Raw genomic sequence first — 22,046 nt, 5'->3', positions numbered from 1 at the left:
ACCTCACTTCGATTATACAGTGCCTTCATTGAAATAAGTTACTTCAGAGTTTCTTTGAACTAATCCACTTAATCCTTCCTTATAATACGGCATCAATCTGTTAGACTCTTCAAGACTAATCCATTGAATATCCGTTATTTCTTCAGGTCTTATGATTTTTTTATTTCCTCCAACAATCTCTGCATTAAACGTAATAAATAACGCATGTTCGTTACTATGGCTTATTTTTGCTTCATTAACCGCAACAATGCCGTGAATATTAATGTCAAACCCCGTTTCTTCCTTTACTTCCCGAACTGCTGCTTCATCAAAACATTCTCCCTCTTCAACTGCTCCACCAGGAAGAGACCACCGATTGTTGTCTTTATTTTTCACCATTAATATTTTTGTCTTTGTCTCATCTAAAATGAGAGAATAAACTACATTAATTCTTTTCATCCTTGATCTCCCCCACATATGAATTTCTATAAGTTCCTTCAAAGCATTCAATTATTCTTCCGCTTAATTACAGATGCCTTATCTGCTCTTTCAAATCCAATCTTCTCGTAAAATCCAACCGCTCTAGGAACTGAGGTTAAAGTATATTGAATATTTTCTTCTCCTAAAGTATTCTTATTAGTTCTTTACCAATTCCTTGTCCCTGATTGTCTTTATCTACCGCAATATCGGATATGTAGCAGCAATAAGAATAGTCAGTTATAGCCCTTAGGAATCCAACAAGCCTTCCCTCATCTCTTACCGTAATAATTTCATCAGCCATTGCTTTTATACTCTATTCCCACAGTACACACCTCACAAAATATATGATTTTTGCGTTATCATCTAACGTTCCGAAAACCCACCTACTAATTTGCTTTTGCTTTCATTAGGTGGGTTTCTGTGTAAGTTAGTTAACTTCTAATACGTCAACTTTAGCTATGTATTTCTTTGCTTCTAATATGATTTGCTTCCTTACCTCTACTTCATTTGGTTTGTGATACTGATCATCATACATGATTCGGTCAAGGTCTTCATCAATGTTCACCCAAGTTATCAAATCTTCTGGGTAATCCAGTTCAGAAACAACTTTAAGTATATCCTTTACAATATCATTAGTATTCCTTGAATTACTTATTATTTCCTTGCAAAGGTAATACAAATATGTTCTAGCACACTCCTCATAAACAGGAATACTAATTCCTAATTCAAATAAAAATTTGTTGAAATAATCTTCGAAACTAAACAAACTTTCATTAGAATCCATTGATAAGATCTTGTATAAAGTTATTGAATCAATATCAGCTACTGCTAAAGAATTAGCCCACTTCAAATAGTCTGTAGTTGTTACCCTATTTTTATATCTTTTATAGTAAAGAAGGTTTGTTTCTTTAGTGAGTAAATCTGTCATTTAATGACCCACCTCATAACTTTGGGATATTCCATTCATCAATCATTTACTTAGTTCTTTGATTAGGTACATCAGCAGATCATCATCAACATTCACTTGATGCCCAGGCTTAACTTCAATATTCTTATATACAATTCCTCTGCCATCCATTACATATCCGCGCTTGTTATACATAATTTGAGCGTTCCCGTAATCTTTATATAGTCCTACTCCTAGACCAATAGATTTGGATTTCTTTGATGCTATTCTTTCTAACTCATCAAACATCACACTTGCGATTCCCTTTCTCCTAAACTCCTGAAAAACATTGAGGTCATTTATCTCCGGTATGTTTTCTCGTTTAAAATATGAATAGTCCGATTCGAACAATAAGTGGCAGCAACCGGCCAAGGTATCTTCATAGTAGGCTAGTAATGTAACTCTTTTGCCTTCCAAATTCTCTTCTAAACAATTAAAAAAATAATCATTCGAGGTATACCTTGGATATCTCTTTGAGAATGCTATGTCCAATAAGGATACCTCTTCATCATTTGAAAGTTTTCTAATTGATATTGGATTTGTCATCTTTAGTCCCCTTTCTCTCGATTTATAGAAGGGCTGGTACCGAATGGATGAATATGGTTTAGATTCGATATCACTTCTGGCATTGCATCCATAAAATATATTATTAACTCTCTCATCTTCTCTTCAAAATCTTCACTATCGGGTGCACCAATGTTTATAGCTGTACTCTGGTCTTTATAGATCTCATTGAATAGATAAATGTCTTTATTATATTCATTCTTTATAAATTCCTTATGTAGTTCACTCATACCAATGATTATGTCATATTTAAGAAATGCTTCATTATCGAATTGTGTTCTTTTAAACTCAGATGTATCGATATTCATGCTATTCATTATTTTAAAATGAAGATCCGAATATTTACTAATATCACTATTTGCTCTTATTCCTGCAGATGCCACTTGTACATCCGAGATAAGATTCTTCCTCAGATAATCCTTACAGATAAACTCAGCTATTATGCTGCGAGTATAATTGTCTGTACATAAAAATAGAACCTTCAATATATTCACTTCCTTTCCATTCAATTGCTTCTTTCGGTCCGCAGCATAATTAGCTTGTTATACACCGGATCTCTTGAGCTAATCCTATATCCTTACGGATTCAACCTCATGTTTGTATAATATGGATTGAATCCGATCTCTTCCCAAAACCTTCTGCCCCTCGGGTTAACTTCGATATTGCCTACTGATATAATACTGTCTTATATAGAAGGTTTTATTCTCCCTATTATTTATGTCCTCTCTTTCCTAGTATAAGGCATACCCTACTGCTGATCGCCTAGTTGAGCAGGAATGATACTCAGAGTTTCCATGTTTTGATCCATCATTTCCTTGAACTTAGCAATTGTTTTTTCAGTAACATGATCTGTCCAATATGATATGCATTATGAATACTTAGATTAGATACCACTCCCCACCATGGAGCATTATAATATGATGGGATTACAGATATAAGTTTTGAATCTGTGCTTTCCTCAAGTGCCTATTCCAGCGATAAAAGACGTTTTCTAGTCTCTGAAGGGTCTTCTTCCACGCAAGATCATCTATAGAATGTGGATCAACATAAAACGTATCATCATTATTTAATGAGCTTTCCAACTCAAAATGTCCGGCGTTATATCGTTCAAGCCATTTCTCATTCCAGAAAATAAGGTGATTCACGATCGACCAGATTGATGGTTTACTTTCCGTCTCCCAAGCAGCTTGTGCTGCATTTAAGTCTATTAGGATCTCATGTAGAGGAATAAACCAGCTCTTATCGTTATAACAAGCGTTTAATTGATCTAATAGAATAGATTTATAATTCATACCTTTCTACGCCTCCTTTATTCCAATTCTGAATCAGACGAGTATAGCCTTCCAGGTCTGTGAGTTGAATTAACTTCACTCTATGCTGCCCCTTGCAAATCAGGCAATACTATCAATTTTTAGGAGTAGGGACTGCTGGATTATTATCTCCTCCCATTCTTCGTCACGATGTCTCCATTTTACCGACTGCTGGTATATGCGTTCCGGATTTGGCTAAACCAAATTTAGGCATATTCCCGTAAAAACATTCATATTGTCCCGGTTGAACAGCTGTATATCTAGCGTGAATCACATCCGACACATAGATCACTCCTCTTTTTTAGGTGAGAGTAAAATATATTTTGTGCTTGTATTGGCTTTAGTCAAGCTTCTGTATTTAATTTTCTACTATCCTTGTATTTCCTTTTTGAAATCACTGTTTTGACAATAGCAATATTCTTTCCTTTACTCTCAAGCTTGACAATTGCATGAGCCGTTATCCATCTTACTTCACCATTAAATTTTGGAACATCTCTTAATTCATATTTTAATGATTCAGGGTTAATTCCTTGCTGCTTGCATCTTATATTCGCATGGTTGGTAAAGATAATTCTCTTCAATAGAAAGAGCCCTAACTTTATTGCTAGGGCTCTGCTGTCATTTATATATGTTTCTGCTACACTTGAAAATCTGACTTTATTTTCAAGTTCACGTTTTAGGTCTGTATCCCTTTTATTTAATGATTCTTATTATACCCCATTATATAGTGAATTCATTGAATAGAGAGCAGAGAGCATATCGATCACCACTACCTATAGACATAAACCTTGTATACTGAATTACTAAGTGGAATGGATAGACTCTATCGACTTCAAGTACTGAATTGTAGAATGTTAGTTATTGAATCCTAGTACGGAACAAGGGGCTTCTCTATAAAAAGGAATATGTTTATTAGACAAAAGTATCTTAAGTTACCCAACCGTTTTTCACTCTTCATTTAATACCTTTATTATCTTAGCTTTACCTAAACGCTTTTCAGCCCTATGAGGATATAATGGCTCTCTCCCAGGGAACTCATCGGCCTTCGTATCTTGGACTAATAATCATTCGACATCCTTTAATAATATCCTGATTTGGCATCCCTACCGATCTCATCTGGTGGGATTAAGGAGTCGCTAGGATCCAGTGCATAATCTGAGATGACCAACTGCTTCGATTTACTACTTGTTCTTGTATTCTTCAAAGTTTAATAATCTAAGTCTATTTTCATCATGAACCTCTTTAGGAAAACGTGATGAATCAAGAGCATGAAGAGTCCTTGCAATATTTATACATTCTTGTATTTCATTATCTATTTCATACTTTCTTATAAGTATTTTCTTTAATCGATTAATTGTCTCCATATCTGCATTTTTAATATCTATTATAATTTTCAAGAACATCCATCGAGTATGACTCTCGCTTCGAATAAATATGCCATCCACTGATGGAATATATCCGGAAAACACCTCAAAAAGTGTAACTACTTTACTTGCCGCAATTACTCCCAATTTTTTAATTTCATCCACCACATCATGCTTATTTCGGTTCATTTGTTTAAATGATCTTATTTCATCTGTATCGTTTCCAACTACAAGTTCTCGTAATAAATTACACCAATGGGTAACTTGTTCTTCATCTGATAATAAATAAATATATTGCTTAGATATTGATCATATTCTTAAACTTCAGGAAAAGCTTTATAATAGTCTTCTAATGTTACATTCCTATTTATGTATTCATAGTAATCAGAGTCATGTTCTACAACAAATGAAATAAAGTTATCAGTCTTATTGAGTCTGGAAAAGGTCGGGGTAAGTTCATTGATTATTTCAACTAGAGTATTGATAAACTTTTGAGTTAATTCATTCGATGATTCTTCATCTTCTCTATCAATATATTTTGAAAGTATTGTTTCATACAAGTGCTCAAATTTATTTATTTCTTCTGGTTGTTTCGAATCTTCGTATGAAAAATCTCCTACATTGTATTCAACTCCCCTAGATCCGAGTAATTCATGAGAAGTATATGAGCTATAGTATTTTTCCACATACTTTTTAAACGAATCTACGGTATTCCACTTCATATTTACACTCCCATATGTAGCATGGCAGTCCAATATCACCGCATACACTTCTTTATTTTCAGTTGTTGTTGCAAATTCCTCGAGATTATTTCTAAAATGATTCAATAGTGTACTTTTCCATAAACTGAAATCAGGGCTTTTCATATTATTTTTACTCCTTTGTAGGTCATTTCAGATAACCTTACCCACCATGCCTTAAGGTGCTGCTCGAGCCTTAGATAGCTCCTATCTTAGGCTCGAGTAGTGCTGGGTCGAAGACTTAGGCGGCGCAGGGGTTGTCGCTTGAATCTGCTTCTTTGCTTTCGGCTTCTAATGCGACCAAGGGCCGACGCATGCCGACCCGCAGCGTGAACGCTCTTTGTTATTTTATCTGATGGACCGGTCACGCTTCCTCGAATAGAGACAGGACGTCGGCTCTCATATGTTTTTTAGATTTTTATTTTATTGGTTCAATAGTTTCAAGCCATCCCTTGTTTGGAGTCTGTTTATTCCAAACAAAACTAATTAAATATTGTTTTTTCTCTTCAACTAATTGAAATTCATTAAAAGATACCCTTAATTTTTTTCGTTTAGTAATAAATAATATCTCCGATCCTTATGAATTTTTTCTTCTACTTCAAATACTCCAGAAGTTGACACCTCAAAAGATTGGTAAGTTGTTATAGAAATTATAACGACGAAAGAAGTTATTATTAGGGTTGCTTTAATTCCTTTTTTAAAATTTAGCTTTTGTTTCCCACTTTTAAATAGGTATTTTACCAATAAATAAATATAGATTAGGAACACAACAGGTGAGACAAATAAAGCAATATTATAAGGGATGAACATTAATTCATGGAGATTATAATTAAAATCTGCAATAGCCTGATTCCTACCAAGCTGCAATCCTATAAATCCTGAATAAACAATTCCCAGTAACCAATATAACGCCAACTTTTGTGCTTTGTATAACCTTTGAATGTCTTGCTCTTTATTCTTTTTGTCCAAGAGAACATCCCCCAAGCTATAAGATCTTAACGTATTTCTGACATTTTGACCAATTTTATATTCATCAAGCAACAGGACGTTGCGACTGAGTTACTTTCAAATCTTTTGTGGCAGGTCTTTCACATAACGTTTCGGTATTCACGACGTCCCACCGACTTAAGGTCATGAAGTGACTGGCCGCGATGCGGTTAGTCGGTGCGAATGTGTCCGCTGAATCTGCTTCCCTGCCGGTCGCTTCTAGCGAGACCGAAGGCCGTCAGGCCTGAAGCGTGAATATAATGTTATAGGATGTCAGCACTTCTTTGAGTTATCTATAAATCATGCTTCTTCGCTAACTTCCAATTCCAAAATAGGTTTATATCACTTATTGCATCTATTATCGTTCCTCTATATTCTTCATTATGCCTTAATTCCTTTAGTACAATGGGTTTTACTACTCTTTTTTCAAGTTCTCCCTTTGTCCTTGCAATATGGGCCAATCCAAATACTGCATTTGCTCTAACATGAGCAATTTCATGTTGAGCTAGTTCTAAGCATAGGTTTTGAGCAATTCTCCAATTATGATGGTACATCCCCACAGAAAGGGGCAATAAAATCAGTTCATCTATTACTTGCCTTTCTTGAATTTCTTTAATTTCTTGGTCGGTATATTCTCGTATTTCTTGGTATTTTCGCTCCATTGAGCTCCCGAATAATTGATTTTAACTTAGGCTGATTTCCTATAACGTTCTTGTATTCACGAACCCGAGAGGCTTAAGGCGACGAAGTCGCCGGGTGGCTCCGCCACAAATTCCTCTGGCGGACCGAGGGTCGGCGAATGCCACGATGCGTGGATACGGTGTTAGATAAAGTGTACTCTTCTTTGAGTTAACAATCATTATCGTTTATTCAAGTTTTAATGTAATGTTTTTATTTTCGTGTTCATTTATTATTTCTACTATCCAATCAAATACTGTTGGCCCTTTATTGTTCTTAGCATGGATAATTTCTTGTAATATAAATTCCTTATTTGTTGGATGGCATTTTTCATATTTTTCATTCAATCGTTTTATGGTCTCTTCGTAACCTAATTCAATAATTGACTTATCAGAATTCTTCCAAGTTATCTCAAGTTTATCATCTTCATCAATATCACCAAATCCGCCTCGAAGAATGTCGTTTAATGCATCTAAACTGCCATTCCAAATATATTTATTTGATAACACTTGTAACGAGAATTCTCTTGTAAATCCCTGATAATCGGAGAAGTTATCTCCATTAATAACAAATGACATTTTCATTGATCTTTCGTCCTTTACATGTCTTTAGGCCATTTCATCTAACGTTGTTGTATCTACGAACCCGAGGGGCTTAAGGGAGCGCACGCGACCGGGTCCGGCAGACTTAGCCTCGCAGGGTTGTGAGCTGAACTCACTTCATAGCATACCGCTTCTTACGAACCTATGGCCGTTCGGCCCGAAGCGTAGATATGATGTTATGAGATGTCAGCTACTTCTTTGAACTACCACCAATATTATTCCAGTATTAATTCTTTTGTCTTGTCGTGTTTTACTAATTCGCTTTTTGAATAGAACTTAACTATCTTCCCATTTTCAATTGCATATTCAATTTCTTTTCTTGTGCTCCTACCGATGTAACCGCCAACATCGATAACAAATATTTCATCTGACATATCAATTTTACGAAAATGGATTTCTTCAAATAATTCTGCCTGTTCCTTGGTAATTTCAATTCCTTCGCTTTGCTCAAAAAAAGCTAAACTAATAACAATATTTCCTTTAAGGGTTAAGTATCTATTCGTTTGTTCAAATTCTTTCTTAAATTTTGTTGATCCACATAGTGTTATGACCTTTATTGTATTCACCTCTGTTATTGTTTGTCCGCTGATTTCTCATAACGTTTGTGTAACCCGAGAGTCTGTCTTAAGGCACAAAGTGCCGGCTGCGCTTGGCAGTTAGACTCGCAGGGTTGTCCGCCTGAATCCACTTCTAGAAATGCCTCGGGCGGACCGAGGGTCGGCGAATGCCGACCCGACGCGTAAATACGGTGTTAGTACATATCTTACCTTGATTACGCTTGAGCGATTTTTGGAAGTTTCATGTCTGAATGAATCCTCTCACTTACCGGATAGATAAAAAGTGTATCATCAGGTTCAACATAAAATTTACTAATGTACTTTTCATTCTCTTCATCTGGTTTAAAATGAACCAAAACTTTACTTACTCCTTCTATTGGAATCATTTCAATCAATTCATTTAATCTAACTTCTTTGATGGATACTACATCATACAAATGTAGTAAATTACCTTCTTGCTGATAAATAATGACCGTTTTTAAGTCCGTGATAAGATATATATCGTCATAAAATATATTCAAACAGTACCAAGAAAATATACCTTCAGCGTTCATAATTCCGCATTTATTAGAGATGGGCCTTCTCGCTGAATTCAGTTCCATCAGTAGTTCCCAATCTTCTTTGGTAGAAATATCCATTTTTCGAATCTTGGTTTTATCTGTACTTGTAACAGTAAGTTTTAATGAATAACTAGGTTCAATAACTTTCTTAAAACCGAATTTCGTATAAAAGTTTAATACCGATTTATTTGCATATAAATATATAAAACTATATCTTGTCTGGTATTCTTCCATGACAATCTCCATCAATCTTCTTGAAAGTCCTTGATTACGATATTCAGGATCGGTCATCACTGTACCTATCTGAATGGCTGAGTAAACTTGGTTATTAAGAATAATATCCATAAAACTAACAGAAAGATTTGCAATTACCTTATCGCTATGAAGAAATGAGTAACAGATGTACCGATCATTCCAGCAGCTTTTTTGATACCAATTCTCAAAATCAATTCCAAATATTTGATTGGCTAAATGGTTAAAACTTAATCTGTAATTCTCTTGATCTTTATAATTTTTGATTAGTTGATATTCCGACATATTTTCTTCTCCTTATCTTGTGTTTTAGGTGTATTTCGTCTAACGTTTCCGTGTTCACGACACCGAGAGGCTTAAGGCCAGCTCTGCTGCCGGGTCGAAGACTTAGCCTCGCAGGATGTGTCCGTCTGAATTAACTACTCTGCAACTGAAAATACTCTGTTGTGATTATGCTTCTTAACGCTTCTGGCGGACCAAGGATCACTTGCGATTCGATGCGTGAATATTATGTTATGTGATGTCTGCTTCTTCTTCGAACTACTTAGACAGCTTGTTTGATTTCTTTACCATGCTTTTAAACTCTTCATATTTCTCTTTAGCAGCTATAATTTTACTTTCTACTACATAAGGAGCATCATCTGAAAAACTGGGTAGTTTCACATTTATGTAATCGTATAATGATTTTTTCTCAGCAGTCGTCGGAATTATCGGCGCAACAGGTATAGGTAGTGGCTTATCTTCTACTTCTATTCTTTCATGCAAATCAGCCATCCCAAAAGAAAGAAAATTATGAATAGCTCTTTTTCTATCTTCTTCTGTCTGTTTATAATTTCCGTCCGGATCTAAATGGAATCTATCAAATTCCACCATAAGTAGTTTATGCGGCTTCCTGTCTTTATTCCTGTAGTATAAGATCACTTCAAGTACTTCCTCACCTGCTAATTGAGGAACAGCTTTATGCTTATGATCTTTAGGTCGGGCGATCTTTATAACTTTGCCTGTACGAGATACAAATAAATATCTGCTTTGAATCATCTATCTCACTCTTTCTCTCTTATTTAAGCTGATTTCACATAACGTTCTTGTATTCACGACGCCCCACCACCTTAAGGCACCTAAGGTGCCGGACGCAATGCGGTTAGGTGGTACGGGTGTGTCCGGCTAAAAATACTTCCCTGCAGCTACAATGTCTCATCGAATCCACATCGGACCTCTGCCGGACCGAGGGCCGAATGGCCCGAAGCGTGAATATAGCGTTATCTGATGCTTGTGCCTTCTTCGAGTTACAATCAAGAGTTCTTAATTTCAATCCAATATCTTTGTATTTCAATTTCATTAATGATTGCTTCTGAATCCAATACTCCATTGTTATTTATTATTGTTTTTGCAGATCCAATATTGTCCTTATCCGTCTTTCGCTAGGTCTTACTCCATATCCAATGTGGCCACCAATATGTAATAGATTATTATTAAGTCTATGTCGAATATTTACTACGCCTAACAACCTTCTATCTTGATTTGCTAACCAGAAAGTCGATCTATTTACCTTATTCTCTTCCAGATCTGTATCATTTCTTAATCTAGTAAGTTCATCAATCATTGATTGAAAATTAGTACTATCGAATCGTAAAGCCCAAGGAATAAGCTTTTCCCCTGAATTCTTCCACTCTGACACCATATCTAAATATTCATCTTTGTATTGAAACGATGGTTCGATTAAAGTAACATTATTTTTCATTGGTTTCATTCCTTTTTAGAGATTTCCACCGGTTTCAGATAACGTTCCCGTATTCACGAACTCGAGAACCTTAAGGCAGTTTCAGCTGCCGGCCGCGACTGCGGTTAGGTTCGCAGGGTTGTCCGCCTCACTCAGCTTCTCGAAATGCCTCGGGTGGACCAAGGGACGGCGCCAGTCGGCCTGCAACGTGAATATAGTGTTATAAGATGTCTCCGCCTTCAGAGCAATACTAGATATCTATCAATTTGGTTGAAGTTATAATATTCCTTACATTGTAGTCATTATATGTCCTTTTCCCGTTGACTATTGAAATATAAATGTCAAAATCATTATTATATATAGAATCAGGATCTTCTTGTTTCTTTGATATTTTTAAGGTATATACATTATCTGTATTAGTTTTAAATTCCCACATTGCTCCTGTTGTATTCCCAATATCAACCCAAGCGGAAATTCTAGAAAATGAGTACTTGTTGTCTTTTGAATTTGCTAATTCGGCTAAAGAATATATCTCCCTTTCCTGTTTGATAAGAACGATTGTCTCGTTTGTAACTAAATCTAACTCGAGAAAAGACTCCATTACATTTTGTTCCTCAATATATTGTTTTATTGCTTGATCTTTCGTTTCAAATAATTGTAATTTCACTTCTTTACTGCATCCGTTAATAAAAAGGATTAGAACTGTAATAAATATTAGTCTTTTCATTATACGTCTCTCCTTGTTTCTAATTTGTTCTTAATCCCTTGCGGAGGTTTCACATAACGTCTCTCGTATTCACGAACCCGAGAACCTTGAGCCCTTGTAGTAATTACCTAGCTGCAAATCGACAGAAACTTAGATAGGAACATTCTTATTCAACTATCCTGCCTGTTGACTTAATGAATAGCTGTAAACTTCAGTTAGTAAACTATCTTAATCTTTCTTGTCCCCTGCAAGAAAGGTTTAATCTCTCTATCGTGTTTACTTTCTTGACTATTTGTAAAAAATACGTTATTCATATACTTTTTCAATCTCAAAAAACGCTTGAGGAAAGAAGATTGGTTTGTTTCTATCATAATAATTCTGAAATTAACCAACTATTTTACCATCTTGAATTACTATAACTCTGTTACATAAATCGGCAACATAGTTATCATGTGTTGCAATAATAAATGTAACACCTTCGTCTTTATTTATTTTCTGTATCAATTCCATGATTTTCACAGTATTCGAAGAGTCAAGAGCTCCAGTCGGTTCATCCGCAATAATGAGTAGCGGTTCATTAACTATAGCTCTTGCTATAGCAACTCTTTGCTTTTCACCACCAGAAAGATTCTTTACTTTTTTGTCAATGTATTTAGGTATATAAACTCTATTCAATACATTAAGAACCATGTTTCTAATCTGATCCATTTTAACGTTGTAATTGAACAATAAGGGTAATTTGACATTATTAAAGACAGATAAGTCTTCTATCAATCCAAAATCTTGTAAAATATACCCTATTCCTTTATTTTTTATTTCAGCGATTTGTTTTTTTGAGAAAGCATTAAATTCTTTCCCTTCGAACAAATAGGAACCAGAGTATTTTTTTATATTTCCGGCTATGATATTTAATAATGTAGACTTACCAGAACCGGACTCGCCTACAATTGCAATCATTTCTCCGTGTTTAATAGAAAGATTTATATTATCTAATGCAAGCTCATGCTCACCATATCTTTTTGTTATGTTTTTAAGAACGATAATATCACTATTCTTCACCAGTTATCTCCTTGTCTAAGGTTTTAACATTGTAGTTTATCTTACTAATAAAATAAGTATTTATGAATGTAATTAATGTAGTTGTGAGTATTGAAATGATAATTATAGTGACACTTTGTCGCCATATAAATTCATAATCCCGAGCTAAACAAATGATATACCAAACAATTTCTTGCAAAAGTACAGGGAAAATAAATACTATTGCGTTCAAAATTAATGTGGACTGAAATAAGAATTGTGGTGACAATCCCGTAGCTATATAAATGATATATTCTCTCTTCTTATTTTGATATTCCAGATAATAGAAACTTGCTAATGACACTATAATTAGAGGAATAATTACAAATAATAAAGTCATATATAGGTCAATGTCGCTGAATTTTAATTCGGTTAGTTCAAGTATACTTTCTTCAAGATTTTTTATATTATTTAAATTACTCTCGTCTAACAAAGAATTTAGAGATTCTCCCGAAAGATTATCTTTCTTTAGAATCACAGGAATTGATCCATTCATTTCCGCGTAGAATTCTCTAGATAGTTTCCCAATGTTATCGAATACTAACATGGTTGTATCTCTCTTAAAGATATTGTCACTTGCTTGAGATGAATCTAGAATATAGTTACTATGACGATAGCCTATTACTTTTACCTTTATAGATGTTAAAGTATCTAGATTTTTTTTGATAGCTATCTCATACTCTTTCCCAATTTGATATTTCGCACTTAATTCTTTAGGTATGATAGCTTGATAAAGATCTTGTTGTGCCCAATCCAAATTAAATTCTTCACCTATAGAAACAGGATAACTGTATTGTATAGCCTCACTTAGCGATAGAAGATTTAAAGTAACTTGTTTGCTTTTATAAGTTTGATCAGTAAAAGCAGTGTTTTTAATTGGAGAAATTAATTCTAATCCCATTGGAAGGTTCTTCTGAAGATTATCTAACTCTACATCTAAGCTATTTATATTTTCAACTTTATAAACTGCTCGGTAAAGTTCACTTGCTTTTATATTTTCCAATGTTTGTTTTATTTGTTTAGTTTCCTGAAATTGATAGAATACAATATGGAAAATCAAAAAAAGAATGAGTAGTTCAAGTATGTGGTAAACATATTTTTTTTTGCTGTTTCTTATATAAATCTTTGTAAATTCAAGTTTTTTAATCATCGTTCCCCTCTTCACCGAATAAATAATTCTTCATTAATAATAGGATCAAAAAAAACATAGAAATAGAATCCCAAGGTACACGAGATACTTATCAAAATGAATACTTCCGAAGCAAATGTAAGAGCGATATATTTATCTTCATAACCAAGATTTCTATATATTTTCATTATTGATTTGTTTCTGGTGTGCAATATTTTCAGCAAATTTATAATGTTAAAAATACAGAACACAATAATTGTTATTGTCGCAAAAATTATCCCTCTGACATTTTCAATTTTACTTAGAATCATCCATGAAGATGAAGTGTTAATATGATACTCAACATTATTAAGATTTTCTTTGGCTGCTTTTATTAAGTTTCGAATTTCCTTTTTGCTTATTCTTTCATTCAGTGTTATAAAGGCTTCGTTAATATGAAATGTATTTTTGTTATCAGATGATAACTTTACTAAGGTATTGAAAGGAATTACTGAACTAATCTTTTCATTATTATCATTGCTAATACCAATAAGTTCGAAATCATAGTCTGCAATCTTGATATTATCACCTATGTTGTAATTTTTATAATACAAAGAGTAATCATTCTCACTCAATATTACAACATTATCACCACTGCTGATTTCCTTCTCACTAAAGTCTCTACCGAGCAAAATTTCTGTTTCCATATTCTCAGGATTCAAATATATTTTTTCATCACTATTAAAAAAAATATTAAAAAAAGGAACTTCACTTTTATTTGCTGTAAGATTGATGAATGTTATTTTCTCGATATTTTTTTTCTCGAACTCTTTTAAAATAGTATCAAATGCACTTATAGAATTTTCGGAGAAGGATCTTATCTCATAAGTTCTTAATCCTTCGTTTAATTTACCGTATTCTGAAATTCTTGAAATGAATTCTGTAGAAACCAAAAATATAAAAGTAAATGTTATTGTTAAAGTACAGACTATTACAACATTTACCTTTATATCACTAATGAGTTGCCTAATTAAAACGTCAAAAAAACTTATTGTTTTTCTCATACTCCTCCACTTTTATCGTGCTAAGAATAAATAATCCATTAATAACCTTGTTTACAAGTTTCAATTTCATTATCGACACTCCGATAAGGAATCCGATTAGATTAAGAATAATATCATCTATATCAAAAAAACCTGTTCTTGTTAACAATTGAATGATTTCTACTAAAAATATCATAACGGCAAAAATTAGATATTCCAATTTTGTTAATTTCGGAATAAATATCATAAAAAAATTCCCATAGGAATAAACAATAATAAGTTACCTAATAAATTTTCCACGATAATAGTTTTATTCATACTATTATTCATGTAAGAACTAATATAGAATGATATTGTTTTGAAAGGTATTGCGTTTGAATTTTGAATAAAATAATCCACTGCTGATTCGTAATTCACTCCTGTTCCAAATTTAAATAATGATCCACATAATACAACCATATAGATTATGAAGATACAAAAAACACTTATCTTTGATATCCTCTCCTTTTTTTTTACTATTTGTTTCGGTAGTAATGAGTAGCCAATTACCAATTAATACAAGGATGGAATATACTATGATAACTAAGATTAAAAATTTATAATTGCTAAATAAATAGCTTGTGTTTATTAAGTCAATTATACAAATTGATAATACAAAGAAACCCAATAAATAGAATAAAGCAGCACAAGCCAGATCAAGTTCATGAACGGAATGTTATCCCAAAAGTAGCCATATCTCATCCACCCCATGACCTCAGAGGAATCCCTGAGAATAAAAATCTCATTATCTCTAATCTTGCTGGCTATAAGCGACTTAGCGATATGCTTATCACGGTCTGCGATGTATGTATAACCTGCTTCGGTTGCAAAATCAATCTTCATGAGATCCCCACTTTCTCTAAAAGTATATAAAAATGATGACCCAGCCTTGGACTTTTTTGTGTGAGACTGAGTCACTTATTAACTAACTTAGGGCACTTACTTCCCTGTCCTTACGATATGGGCAAGCCTATACATTTCCGCAATATCATACCGCTTGATCGACTCAAATCTTCTTACCGCCTCATCAATATCTACGAGCTCCACCAGTGATACCTTCTCTCCATCTTCGGGGTTCAGCGGCTTGGCCACAATCTTCACTTCACCATACCCTAGTAGACGAATAAAATTCGGATGATTGATATGCGGGCGATAGGCAGCTTCGGCCATAGAGGAGCACTGAAAATGGCCAAACGGCTGATAGGACACCAGCTCCGCCCCGATCTCTTCCATCAGCTCACGTCTTAAACCGTCCATATAATGCTCACCCGGTTCGAGTGTACCGCCGATCAGCTCCCATCTGCCATCCTCCAGCTGCATGACGACATACTGATCACCAACGACAGGAATGATACTGATGTTGCTGATCAGCGATTCATCCGGAGTCTGTTCTATATTCAGATGAGCCGTCACAGCTCCCCAATGAATCGGTCCGCTCAGTGTCTTGAATTGCTGCATCATCTCGTTCAATATAGGCCACCTCTTCTGGTTCATTATGTTTGCTTAAGCTTATAACAGAAGTAGAAGATTTGCATCCTCCAGACAGAGTTACAATCTGGTGAAACAACATATTACTGCAGACAATGTAAAAATATTGACGCTGTACATATCTGCGGTTTTGATGGGATGGAAACTAAGTATCACTTCAACATTCCCCATCATCCTAAAAAGTCTTTCCGATCAGCACAACAATCTGTGCTTCTCCTGTTCTCCGCAGCACATAATAACCTTCTGTCGAAGCGGTTGCGATACCATTCTGACCAACATTACACAGCTGCCCCGGCTTGCACGATCCATCATCTCTAACCCGCAGCTTGCCCAGCATTCCGACCGCAACCCACTCCGGTCTTTGCATCCTAGGAATGTACGCTTGCTTCGGATTCCAGGCTGGGTTCAGGATGGGCTGAAGCTCTGTTCGCTCAGGAGCAAGGACCGCTCCTTGTTTGTCCAATAGGGCAGGCATGGTTACTTCATGATATTTCGTTCTACCCCATTCATCGGTTACATATCTACCCTGCCAGCCCATCTCGCCTGAATCCGCAAGATAAGCAGGAACCGCACTGCTCACGCCCAAGATATATCGATCACCCGGACGGGCAATTCTAACCCGATCCCCTTCCAGGGTAATAAAATAACCAGGTTCGATGTGCTGCCCATCTACCGTCTCGAACATTTCTGCATAATCCGCAGCAGGGCTGCTCACCGTACCGTCGATTCTTACATCTCCATTGCTTAGTATCTTGGCAGCCAGTCCAGGCGCTTCAGCGCTTGTCCCATTCGCCAAGTACCAGGAGTACTCCAGCTCATTGGCTGCGCCGAATCTTCCCATGATGTGGACTCCTTCAAGGCCGTTCGTGGAAGTACTCTGCCCTTCGGCATGAGCATAGTTGCTGTCAGCTACCGTATTGACGCCTTCTGAATGAGAAGCGAGTCCACCAGCTGTGGTGATTGCTCCTTCGGCATGCGCCGCTTGACCGCTGGAAACACTCTGATTACCCTCCGCATGAGACTGGTCACCACTCGCCACCGTACGCTGTCCTTCCGCATGAGTAAAAGCACCGCTGGCCAGATTCAGGTTCCCTTCGGCGTGAGAAGATCTGCCGCTTGCCGTGTTGTTCTCGCCCTCAGCATGGGCTGCCTGTCCAGATGCAGTCGTCTCCAAGCCTTCAGCATGCGAATCAAGACCGCTCGCAATGGTCAATTCACCTTCCGCGTGTGCATTAATGCCAGCTGCGATCGTAAGTCCGCCTTCGGCATGGGAGTTCTGCTCAAGCGCTGATGTTAGAAATCCCTCGGCATGCGAGTTGACCCCATCTGCAATGGTGGCTTGGCCTTCCGCATGCGCATAGAGCGCACGCGCCATCGTACCGCCGCCCTCCGCATGAGAAGCCGATCCAGATGCAGACGTAAAATATCCTTCAGCATGGGCTGCTTCTGCACCAGCTATGGTCTGCTCCCCTTCGGCATGAGAGTATAGCCCGGAGGCGATGGATGCTCCTCCCTCTGCATGTGAGGCATCTGCCAGCGCTTGCGTTAAGTAGCCTTCAGTGTGAGCCGCCGTCTGCGTTGCTATCGTATCCAGCCCTTCTGTATGTGACGAGCTACCGATTGCCACCGTGTTGGTCCCTTCCGCTGTGGAACATGCTCCTACCGCCTGTGAATTGCACAACATCGTACATCTTCCTTTCCAGAATCTTTGATTCTATTATTCTATGAAAGAAGTATGAACAATGCCTGGGACATTGCTAGGCAGGAAGTTTCTTTTTTTAGAAACGCGGTTATGACTACGTTTTTTTGCACTTCATTAAATTCCTTTAGTGATGACTAATCTGACAACCGATCATATCAAAAAAGACCTGCGAACAAGTCATATAGATGAACTCGTTCGCAGGTCTTCTAACAGCCTATATAGCCTTAGCTTCCGTTCCAAGCGGCATTGTAAAATAAACCGGCTTTTGCGCTTCATTTTGTTGATATACCACCAGCAGCAATGTTCTGCCTTCGGCAGCACCCGGAGTGCCTCCAGCCAGAACTTTGTCCAGATGGAACGGTAAAATCTCCAGTACAGCATGCTTCTGCAGCTCTTTTTCACTGAGTGCCATGCTCTCGTATACCGAAGAAATCTCTTCAGGATGATCGATTAGGCGCTTGATATACCCTGACCAATCGCTCTTCTCCAGCGTAAGATCCCACCATATTTTGCGCGGCTTGTATTTGTGTCCAAGGAAGTAATCCAGCTTCATCAGACCAAGAATGACGTCCATGTTCGCCGTACCCCGATCCTCTAGGAATGCACGCAGACGGGTGAACAAATCCTCCAGCTGGTGACCGATCTTTTGCCAGCCCTGTCCTTCCCAGTAGTCTCCAAAAGCTTGGAAGAAATCAAATGGTGAGGAGAACTCCTGCTCCATCAGATACTTAAGTGTATGATCCATTCGGTGTGCGTTCCAGTATTTCTCCAGTACATCCTCCAGTCGTTTTAATCGGACGATATCGCTGAATGGAAGCACATCACTTCCCAAAATCTCATACGGCGCATGCTCCATATACGAGTAATTGTACTTGTCCGCATCAATTCGGAGGCCCGTCCCCCGCAGCATTTTTAGAAATCCGAGCTGAAGCTCTTCTGGACCTAGTGCAAATACATCGTTAAAGGTCTTACGGAACGTATCGTAATCCTCAAGTGGAAGTCCGGCGATGAGATCCAGATGCTGATCGATCTTACCGCTCTCCTTGATCTTGCTCACCGTACGGCTCAGCTTCGTAAAGTTCTGACGGCGCTTCACGAGCTCGTTCGTCGGATCATTCGTGGACTGAACGCCGATTTCGAACCGGAATATGCCAGGCGGGGCATGCTCAGCCAGATAATCCAGCACCTCAGGACGCATAATGTCGGCCGTGATTTCAAATTGGAACACACAGCCCCTGTGGTTCTCAATAAGGAACTGGAACATTTCGAGCGCATAATCACGCTTGATATTAAACGTCCGATCCACGAATTTGATCAGCTTAGCGCCGTTATCGATCAGATATAGAATGTCCGCCTTGGTACGCTCAATATCGAAGTACCTCACACCGACCTCAATGCTGGAGAGACAGAACTGGCAGCTAAACGGACAGCCGCGGCTCGTTTCGAAATACACGACTCTTTTACCCAGATCAGGGATATCCTCTGCAAAACGATGTGGTGATGGCAGTTCATTCAGATCGGCCTTTGGCCTGCCCGGCATGACAATAACTTCATCGCCCTTGCGATAGGCAAGTCCATACACGAAATGGTATTTTTGCGTCGTCTCAATCTCCGTCAGCAGTTGGTGGAAAGTCTCTTCCCCTTCGCCCACAACGATAAAATCCACGTTTGTCAGACGATCCATCCAGTATTCCACATCATAAGACACCTCAGGCCCGCCAAGGATAATTTTGACCTCGGGCATAACCTTCTTCAATATATTAACAACCTTGATGGTCTCTTCGATATTCCAGATATAGCAGGAGAATCCGATGACATCCGCCCCGTGCTGATATAGATCGGACACGATGTTCATAACCGGGTCCTTGATCGTATATTCGGCAAGCTCAATTTCAAAATCTTTCTCGCTGTATGCCTTCAAGCAGCGAATGGCAAGTGACGTATGGATATACTTCGCGTTGAGTGTTGATAAAATAACCTTCATTCTGCACAACCTTTTCCTTGAGGTGTTATATAATTAATCATTGTCTAGAAATCATAATCATCGTACGGCTCATCTTGAGGAACTCCGCCCTGATTCAAGAAGAAATCCAGGAACGGCTGTCCGTATTTCCGGAATTTTACTTCCCCGACCCCTTTTATCTTCAGCATGTCACGTTCGCTTTGCGGACATACCACACTCATCTCTCGTAGTGTCGCATCATTGAAAATAATATAAGAAGGCACATGCTCTTTCTCCGCCAGCTCCCTGCGAATCAGCCTTAACTGCTCGAATACCGTTTCATTGACTGCCGAAGGCGATGTATCCCGGCTCACACGGCTGCCCCTGCTGCTGCGAGAGGACGCTGACGCACTTACTACGCGGGCAACACGCTGCATCACTTCACGCTGCCCTTTGAGTACTTCTACCGCCAGCGGCTGCAATCTTACTACGGGATACTGTCCTTCGGATAGCATAAGATATCCCTCTGACACCATGACGTTAATAATCTCCGATATTTCCTTCTCTGAGCGATTGGACATGACGCCATGCGTAGGCAGTTGGTCAAACCCATACTCCAACACCTTCTTGTTCCGCGACCCCTTCAGCACCTGAGATACCATCGTAATGCCGAACCTTTCACGCATCCGGTGTATGCAGGAGAAGATCTTCTGCGCATCAACGGTCATGTCGATTTGCTCCCGGTCATCCGTACAGGAGCTGCATATGCCGCAGCCTGTACCGTCGTGAACCTCGCCGAAATAGTCCAGCTGTGCACTGCGAAGGCATTTGGTCGTGTAGCAGTAATCAATCATCTGCTGGAGCTTACGGTAGTCATTCCGCTTCCGATCCTCATCTTGAAATTCACCCTGCTCAATGAGGAATTTCTGGGTCATGATATCCTGCGCGCTGAACAGAAGAATGCACTGGCTGGGCTCGCCGTCTCGTCCTGCACGGCCTGCTTCCTGTACATAAGCTTCCATATTTTTTGGCATATTGTAATGAATGACATACCTTACGTTACTCTTGTCGATCCCCATGCCGAAGGCATTCGTAGCGACAACGACTCTTATATCATCGAATAGAAAAGCCTCCTGGTTCCCCGCACGTTCATCATCCGTCATACCGGCATGGTAACGCCCTGCTGCAATCCCCGCAGATGTGAGCCGGCTGTACAGATCATCCACATCCTTACGGGTTGCCGCGTAGATAATCCCTGCCTCATCCGCATGCTCACGGGTGTAATCCATAATATACTCCTTCTTGTTCTCACCGCGCAGCACCTGCATCGCCAGATTGTCCCGTCCAAGTCCGGTGACGAATGTTTCAGGCTCTCGAAGCCGAAGCAGCTCCAGAATATCGTCCATAACGGCAGGTGTTGCCGTTGCTGTGAAGGCAGCCACGATCGGGCGCTGAGGCAAATAATCCACGAACGGTGCTACCGCCAAATAGCTCGTCCGAAAATCGTGTCCCCACTGGGATACGCAGTGTGCTTCATCCACAGCAACGCAGGAGATCGGCAGGGCAGCCATCTCATCACGGAACCAATCCAATTCAAGACGCTCCGGCGCTACATATAACAGCTTCAGCTCTCCGCGCTGTGCTGCCCGAATTCGGTCATTCACCTCACGTCCAGTAAGTGTACTGTTGATATATGCTGCAGGCACGCCCATCGCGAGCAGCGCATCCACTTGATCCTTCATAAGTGATATAAGAGGAGACACCACCAAGGTCAGTCCCGGATGCAGAAGTGCAGGAATCTGATAACATATCGACTTCCCGCCACCTGTCGGCATAATACCAAGCGTGTCTTGCCCTCTCAATAAACTCTCTACTATTTTCTTCTGTCCTTCCCGAAAGTCGGGATAGCCGAAATACGTCTGAAGCAGCTCACGCGCTTCATCCATTGTCCGCTCTTGTATACTCATTGTCCGTTAACTCCTCACCCTTTTCCTAATATGCCCAATTTGACTTTGCTTAAGGAAAAAGAAAACATCATCTCTCAATCTATTAAGTGTACCGAACTTCCCTGCTCTACATCAAGATACCTGATGCATTTCATTTCGAAACTGCTCAATTCAATTTCAGATTAATCATATAACACAAAAAAGGAAGCCATCTCAAGGGGATGACTTCCTTCCTTTTTTGAACATATTATATATA

25 protein-coding genes and 1 pseudogene are annotated in these 22,046 nt (G+C 38.4%); all 26 read right to left on the bottom strand.

Features of this window, described 5'->3' with window-relative positions; all coding sequences use genetic code 11:
• Positions 1-12: 12 nt before the first annotated feature.
• Positions 13-438, bottom strand: coding sequence for an NUDIX hydrolase (locus tag BM415_RS02095; RefSeq protein WP_091154057.1), 426 nt, complete (start codon positions 436-438; stop codon positions 13-15).
• 163 nt (positions 439-601) lie between these two features.
• A complete protein-coding gene (locus tag BM415_RS02090) occupies positions 602-760 on the bottom strand; it encodes a GNAT family N-acetyltransferase (RefSeq protein ID WP_091154054.1) in 159 nt (52 codons plus the stop codon).
• A 126-nt stretch (positions 761-886) separates the two neighbouring features.
• Entirely contained in the window at positions 887-1,387 is a 501-nt protein-coding gene (locus tag BM415_RS02085; RefSeq protein WP_091154053.1) for a hypothetical protein, read from the bottom strand.
• 42 nt (positions 1,388-1,429) lie between these two features.
• On the bottom strand, positions 1,430-1,951 hold the full coding sequence (locus BM415_RS02080; protein ID WP_091154050.1) for a GNAT family N-acetyltransferase: 522 nt from the start codon (positions 1,949-1,951) through the stop codon (positions 1,430-1,432).
• Positions 1,952-1,953: 2 nt separating this feature from the next.
• Positions 1,954-2,454 carry an arsenate reductase/protein-tyrosine-phosphatase family protein gene (locus BM415_RS02075; protein WP_170862340.1) on the bottom strand — a complete coding sequence of 167 codons (501 nt, stop codon included), beginning with the start codon at positions 2,452-2,454 and terminating at the stop codon, positions 1,954-1,956.
• 441 nt (positions 2,455-2,895) lie between these two features.
• Positions 2,896-3,261, bottom strand: coding sequence for a DinB family protein (locus tag BM415_RS02070; protein ID WP_244533115.1), 366 nt, complete (start codon positions 3,259-3,261; stop codon positions 2,896-2,898).
• 163 nt (positions 3,262-3,424) lie between these two features.
• A pseudogene (locus BM415_RS25395) lies at positions 3,425-3,520 on the bottom strand (DUF4188 domain-containing protein); the annotation flags it as partial.
• Positions 3,521-3,623: 103 nt separating this feature from the next.
• On the bottom strand, positions 3,624-3,860 hold the full coding sequence (locus BM415_RS02060) for a hypothetical protein (protein ID WP_091154046.1): 237 nt from the start codon (positions 3,858-3,860) through the stop codon (positions 3,624-3,626).
• Between the two features lie 600 nt (positions 3,861-4,460).
• The gene (locus BM415_RS02055) at positions 4,461-4,832 is read right to left on the bottom strand and encodes a hypothetical protein (protein WP_091154044.1); all 372 of its coding nucleotides are present in this window, start codon (positions 4,830-4,832) and stop codon (positions 4,461-4,463) included.
• Between the two features lie 128 nt (positions 4,833-4,960).
• The gene (locus BM415_RS02050; RefSeq protein ID WP_091154042.1) at positions 4,961-5,509 is read right to left on the bottom strand and encodes a DUF4303 domain-containing protein; all 549 of its coding nucleotides are present in this window, start codon (positions 5,507-5,509) and stop codon (positions 4,961-4,963) included.
• Between the two features lie 411 nt (positions 5,510-5,920).
• Complete coding sequence (locus BM415_RS02045) at positions 5,921-6,352, bottom strand: hypothetical protein (protein WP_091154040.1); 432 nt, start codon at positions 6,350-6,352, stop codon at positions 5,921-5,923.
• 311 nt (positions 6,353-6,663) lie between these two features.
• Entirely contained in the window at positions 6,664-7,032 is a 369-nt protein-coding gene (locus tag BM415_RS02040; protein WP_091154038.1) for a hypothetical protein, read from the bottom strand.
• A 204-nt stretch (positions 7,033-7,236) separates the two neighbouring features.
• Positions 7,237-7,632, bottom strand: a complete 396-nt coding sequence (locus tag BM415_RS02035; protein ID WP_091154036.1) for a barstar family protein — start codon at positions 7,630-7,632, stop codon at positions 7,237-7,239.
• Positions 7,633-7,865: 233 nt separating this feature from the next.
• The gene (locus BM415_RS02030) at positions 7,866-8,207 is read right to left on the bottom strand and encodes a hypothetical protein (protein WP_091159001.1); all 342 of its coding nucleotides are present in this window, start codon (positions 8,205-8,207) and stop codon (positions 7,866-7,868) included.
• A gap of 215 nt (positions 8,208-8,422) precedes the next feature.
• The gene (locus tag BM415_RS02025) at positions 8,423-9,304 is read right to left on the bottom strand and encodes a GNAT family N-acetyltransferase (RefSeq protein WP_091154034.1); all 882 of its coding nucleotides are present in this window, start codon (positions 9,302-9,304) and stop codon (positions 8,423-8,425) included.
• Between the two features lie 255 nt (positions 9,305-9,559).
• A complete protein-coding gene (locus tag BM415_RS02020) occupies positions 9,560-10,057 on the bottom strand; it encodes a hypothetical protein (protein ID WP_091154032.1) in 498 nt (165 codons plus the stop codon).
• 340 nt (positions 10,058-10,397) lie between these two features.
• Entirely contained in the window at positions 10,398-10,760 is a 363-nt protein-coding gene (locus BM415_RS02015) for a GNAT family N-acetyltransferase (RefSeq protein ID WP_211753647.1), read from the bottom strand.
• Positions 10,761-10,989: 229 nt separating this feature from the next.
• Positions 10,990-11,466 carry a hypothetical protein gene (locus BM415_RS02010; protein WP_091154029.1) on the bottom strand — a complete coding sequence of 159 codons (477 nt, stop codon included), beginning with the start codon at positions 11,464-11,466 and terminating at the stop codon, positions 10,990-10,992.
• Positions 11,467-11,829: 363 nt separating this feature from the next.
• A complete protein-coding gene (locus BM415_RS02005; protein ID WP_244533114.1) occupies positions 11,830-12,504 on the bottom strand; it encodes an ABC transporter ATP-binding protein in 675 nt (224 codons plus the stop codon).
• On the bottom strand, positions 12,494-13,672 hold the full coding sequence (locus tag BM415_RS02000) for a hypothetical protein (protein ID WP_091154026.1): 1,179 nt from the start codon (positions 13,670-13,672) through the stop codon (positions 12,494-12,496). The genes BM415_RS02005 and BM415_RS02000 overlap by 11 nt, the downstream gene beginning before the upstream one ends.
• 11 nt (positions 13,673-13,683) lie before the next feature.
• Positions 13,684-14,694, bottom strand: a complete 1,011-nt coding sequence (locus BM415_RS01995; protein WP_091154023.1) for an FtsX-like permease family protein — start codon at positions 14,692-14,694, stop codon at positions 13,684-13,686.
• A 615-nt stretch (positions 14,695-15,309) separates the two neighbouring features.
• Positions 15,310-15,555 carry a hypothetical protein gene (locus tag BM415_RS01985; RefSeq protein WP_091154019.1) on the bottom strand — a complete coding sequence of 82 codons (246 nt, stop codon included), beginning with the start codon at positions 15,553-15,555 and terminating at the stop codon, positions 15,310-15,312.
• Between the two features lie 96 nt (positions 15,556-15,651).
• On the bottom strand, positions 15,652-16,173 hold the full coding sequence (locus BM415_RS01980) for an NUDIX hydrolase (protein ID WP_091158997.1): 522 nt from the start codon (positions 16,171-16,173) through the stop codon (positions 15,652-15,654).
• Positions 16,174-16,375: 202 nt separating this feature from the next.
• On the bottom strand, positions 16,376-17,884 hold the full coding sequence (locus BM415_RS01975; protein ID WP_091154016.1) for a peptidase G2 autoproteolytic cleavage domain-containing protein: 1,509 nt from the start codon (positions 17,882-17,884) through the stop codon (positions 16,376-16,378).
• A gap of 232 nt (positions 17,885-18,116) precedes the next feature.
• A complete protein-coding gene (locus tag BM415_RS01970; RefSeq protein ID WP_091154014.1) occupies positions 18,117-19,886 on the bottom strand; it encodes a B12-binding domain-containing radical SAM protein in 1,770 nt (589 codons plus the stop codon).
• A gap of 44 nt (positions 19,887-19,930) precedes the next feature.
• The gene (gene recQ / locus BM415_RS01965; RefSeq protein ID WP_091154012.1) at positions 19,931-21,811 is read right to left on the bottom strand and encodes a DNA helicase RecQ; all 1,881 of its coding nucleotides are present in this window, start codon (positions 21,809-21,811) and stop codon (positions 19,931-19,933) included.
• Positions 21,812-22,046: the final 235 nt, after the last annotated feature.

Origin of the sequence: Paenibacillus sp. 453mf (assembly GCF_900116105.1) — a bacterium.
Lineage (GTDB): Bacteria > Bacillota > Bacilli > Paenibacillales > Paenibacillaceae > Paenibacillus > Paenibacillus provencensis.
This window is presented reverse-complemented; position numbering and strand designations above follow the sequence as displayed.

Coding starts and splice junctions, on each gene's coding strand:
- BM415_RS02095 (WP_091154057.1), bottom strand. CDS start 438: ATGAAAAGAATTAATGTAGTTTATTCTCTCATTTTAGATGAGACAAAG.
- BM415_RS02090 (WP_091154054.1), bottom strand. CDS start 760: ATGGCTGATGAAATTATTACGGTAAGAGATGAGGGAAGGCTTGTTGGA.
- BM415_RS02085 (WP_091154053.1), bottom strand. CDS start 1,387: ATGACAGATTTACTCACTAAAGAAACAAACCTTCTTTACTATAAAAGA.
- BM415_RS02080 (WP_091154050.1), bottom strand. CDS start 1,951: ATGACAAATCCAATATCAATTAGAAAACTTTCAAATGATGAAGAGGTA.
- BM415_RS02070 (WP_244533115.1), bottom strand. CDS start 3,261: ATGAATTATAAATCTATTCTATTAGATCAATTAAACGCTTGTTATAAC.
- BM415_RS02055 (WP_091154044.1), bottom strand. CDS start 4,832: ATGAACCGAAATAAGCATGATGTGGTGGATGAAATTAAAAAATTGGGA.
- BM415_RS02050 (WP_091154042.1), bottom strand. CDS start 5,509: ATGAAAAGCCCTGATTTCAGTTTATGGAAAAGTACACTATTGAATCAT.
- BM415_RS02040 (WP_091154038.1), bottom strand. CDS start 7,032: ATGGAGCGAAAATACCAAGAAATACGAGAATATACCGACCAAGAAATT.
- BM415_RS02035 (WP_091154036.1), bottom strand. CDS start 7,632: ATGAAAATGTCATTTGTTATTAATGGAGATAACTTCTCCGATTATCAG.
- BM415_RS02025 (WP_091154034.1), bottom strand. CDS start 9,304: ATGTCGGAATATCAACTAATCAAAAATTATAAAGATCAAGAGAATTAC.
- BM415_RS02020 (WP_091154032.1), bottom strand. CDS start 10,057: ATGATTCAAAGCAGATATTTATTTGTATCTCGTACAGGCAAAGTTATA.
- BM415_RS02015 (WP_211753647.1), bottom strand. CDS start 10,760: ATGAAAAATAATGTTACTTTAATCGAACCATCGTTTCAATACAAAGAT.
- BM415_RS02010 (WP_091154029.1), bottom strand. CDS start 11,466: ATGAAAAGACTAATATTTATTACAGTTCTAATCCTTTTTATTAACGGA.
- BM415_RS02000 (WP_091154026.1), bottom strand. CDS start 13,672: ATGATTAAAAAACTTGAATTTACAAAGATTTATATAAGAAACAGCAAA.
- BM415_RS01995 (WP_091154023.1), bottom strand. CDS start 14,694: ATGAGAAAAACAATAAGTTTTTTTGACGTTTTAATTAGGCAACTCATT.
- BM415_RS01985 (WP_091154019.1), bottom strand. CDS start 15,555: ATGAAGATTGATTTTGCAACCGAAGCAGGTTATACATACATCGCAGAC.
- BM415_RS01980 (WP_091158997.1), bottom strand. CDS start 16,173: ATGATGCAGCAATTCAAGACACTGAGCGGACCGATTCATTGGGGAGCT.
- BM415_RS01975 (WP_091154016.1), bottom strand. CDS start 17,884: ATGTTGTGCAATTCACAGGCGGTAGGAGCATGTTCCACAGCGGAAGGG.
- BM415_RS01970 (WP_091154014.1), bottom strand. CDS start 19,886: ATGAAGGTTATTTTATCAACACTCAACGCGAAGTATATCCATACGTCA.
- recQ (WP_091154012.1), bottom strand. CDS start 21,811: ATGAGTATACAAGAGCGGACAATGGATGAAGCGCGTGAGCTGCTTCAG.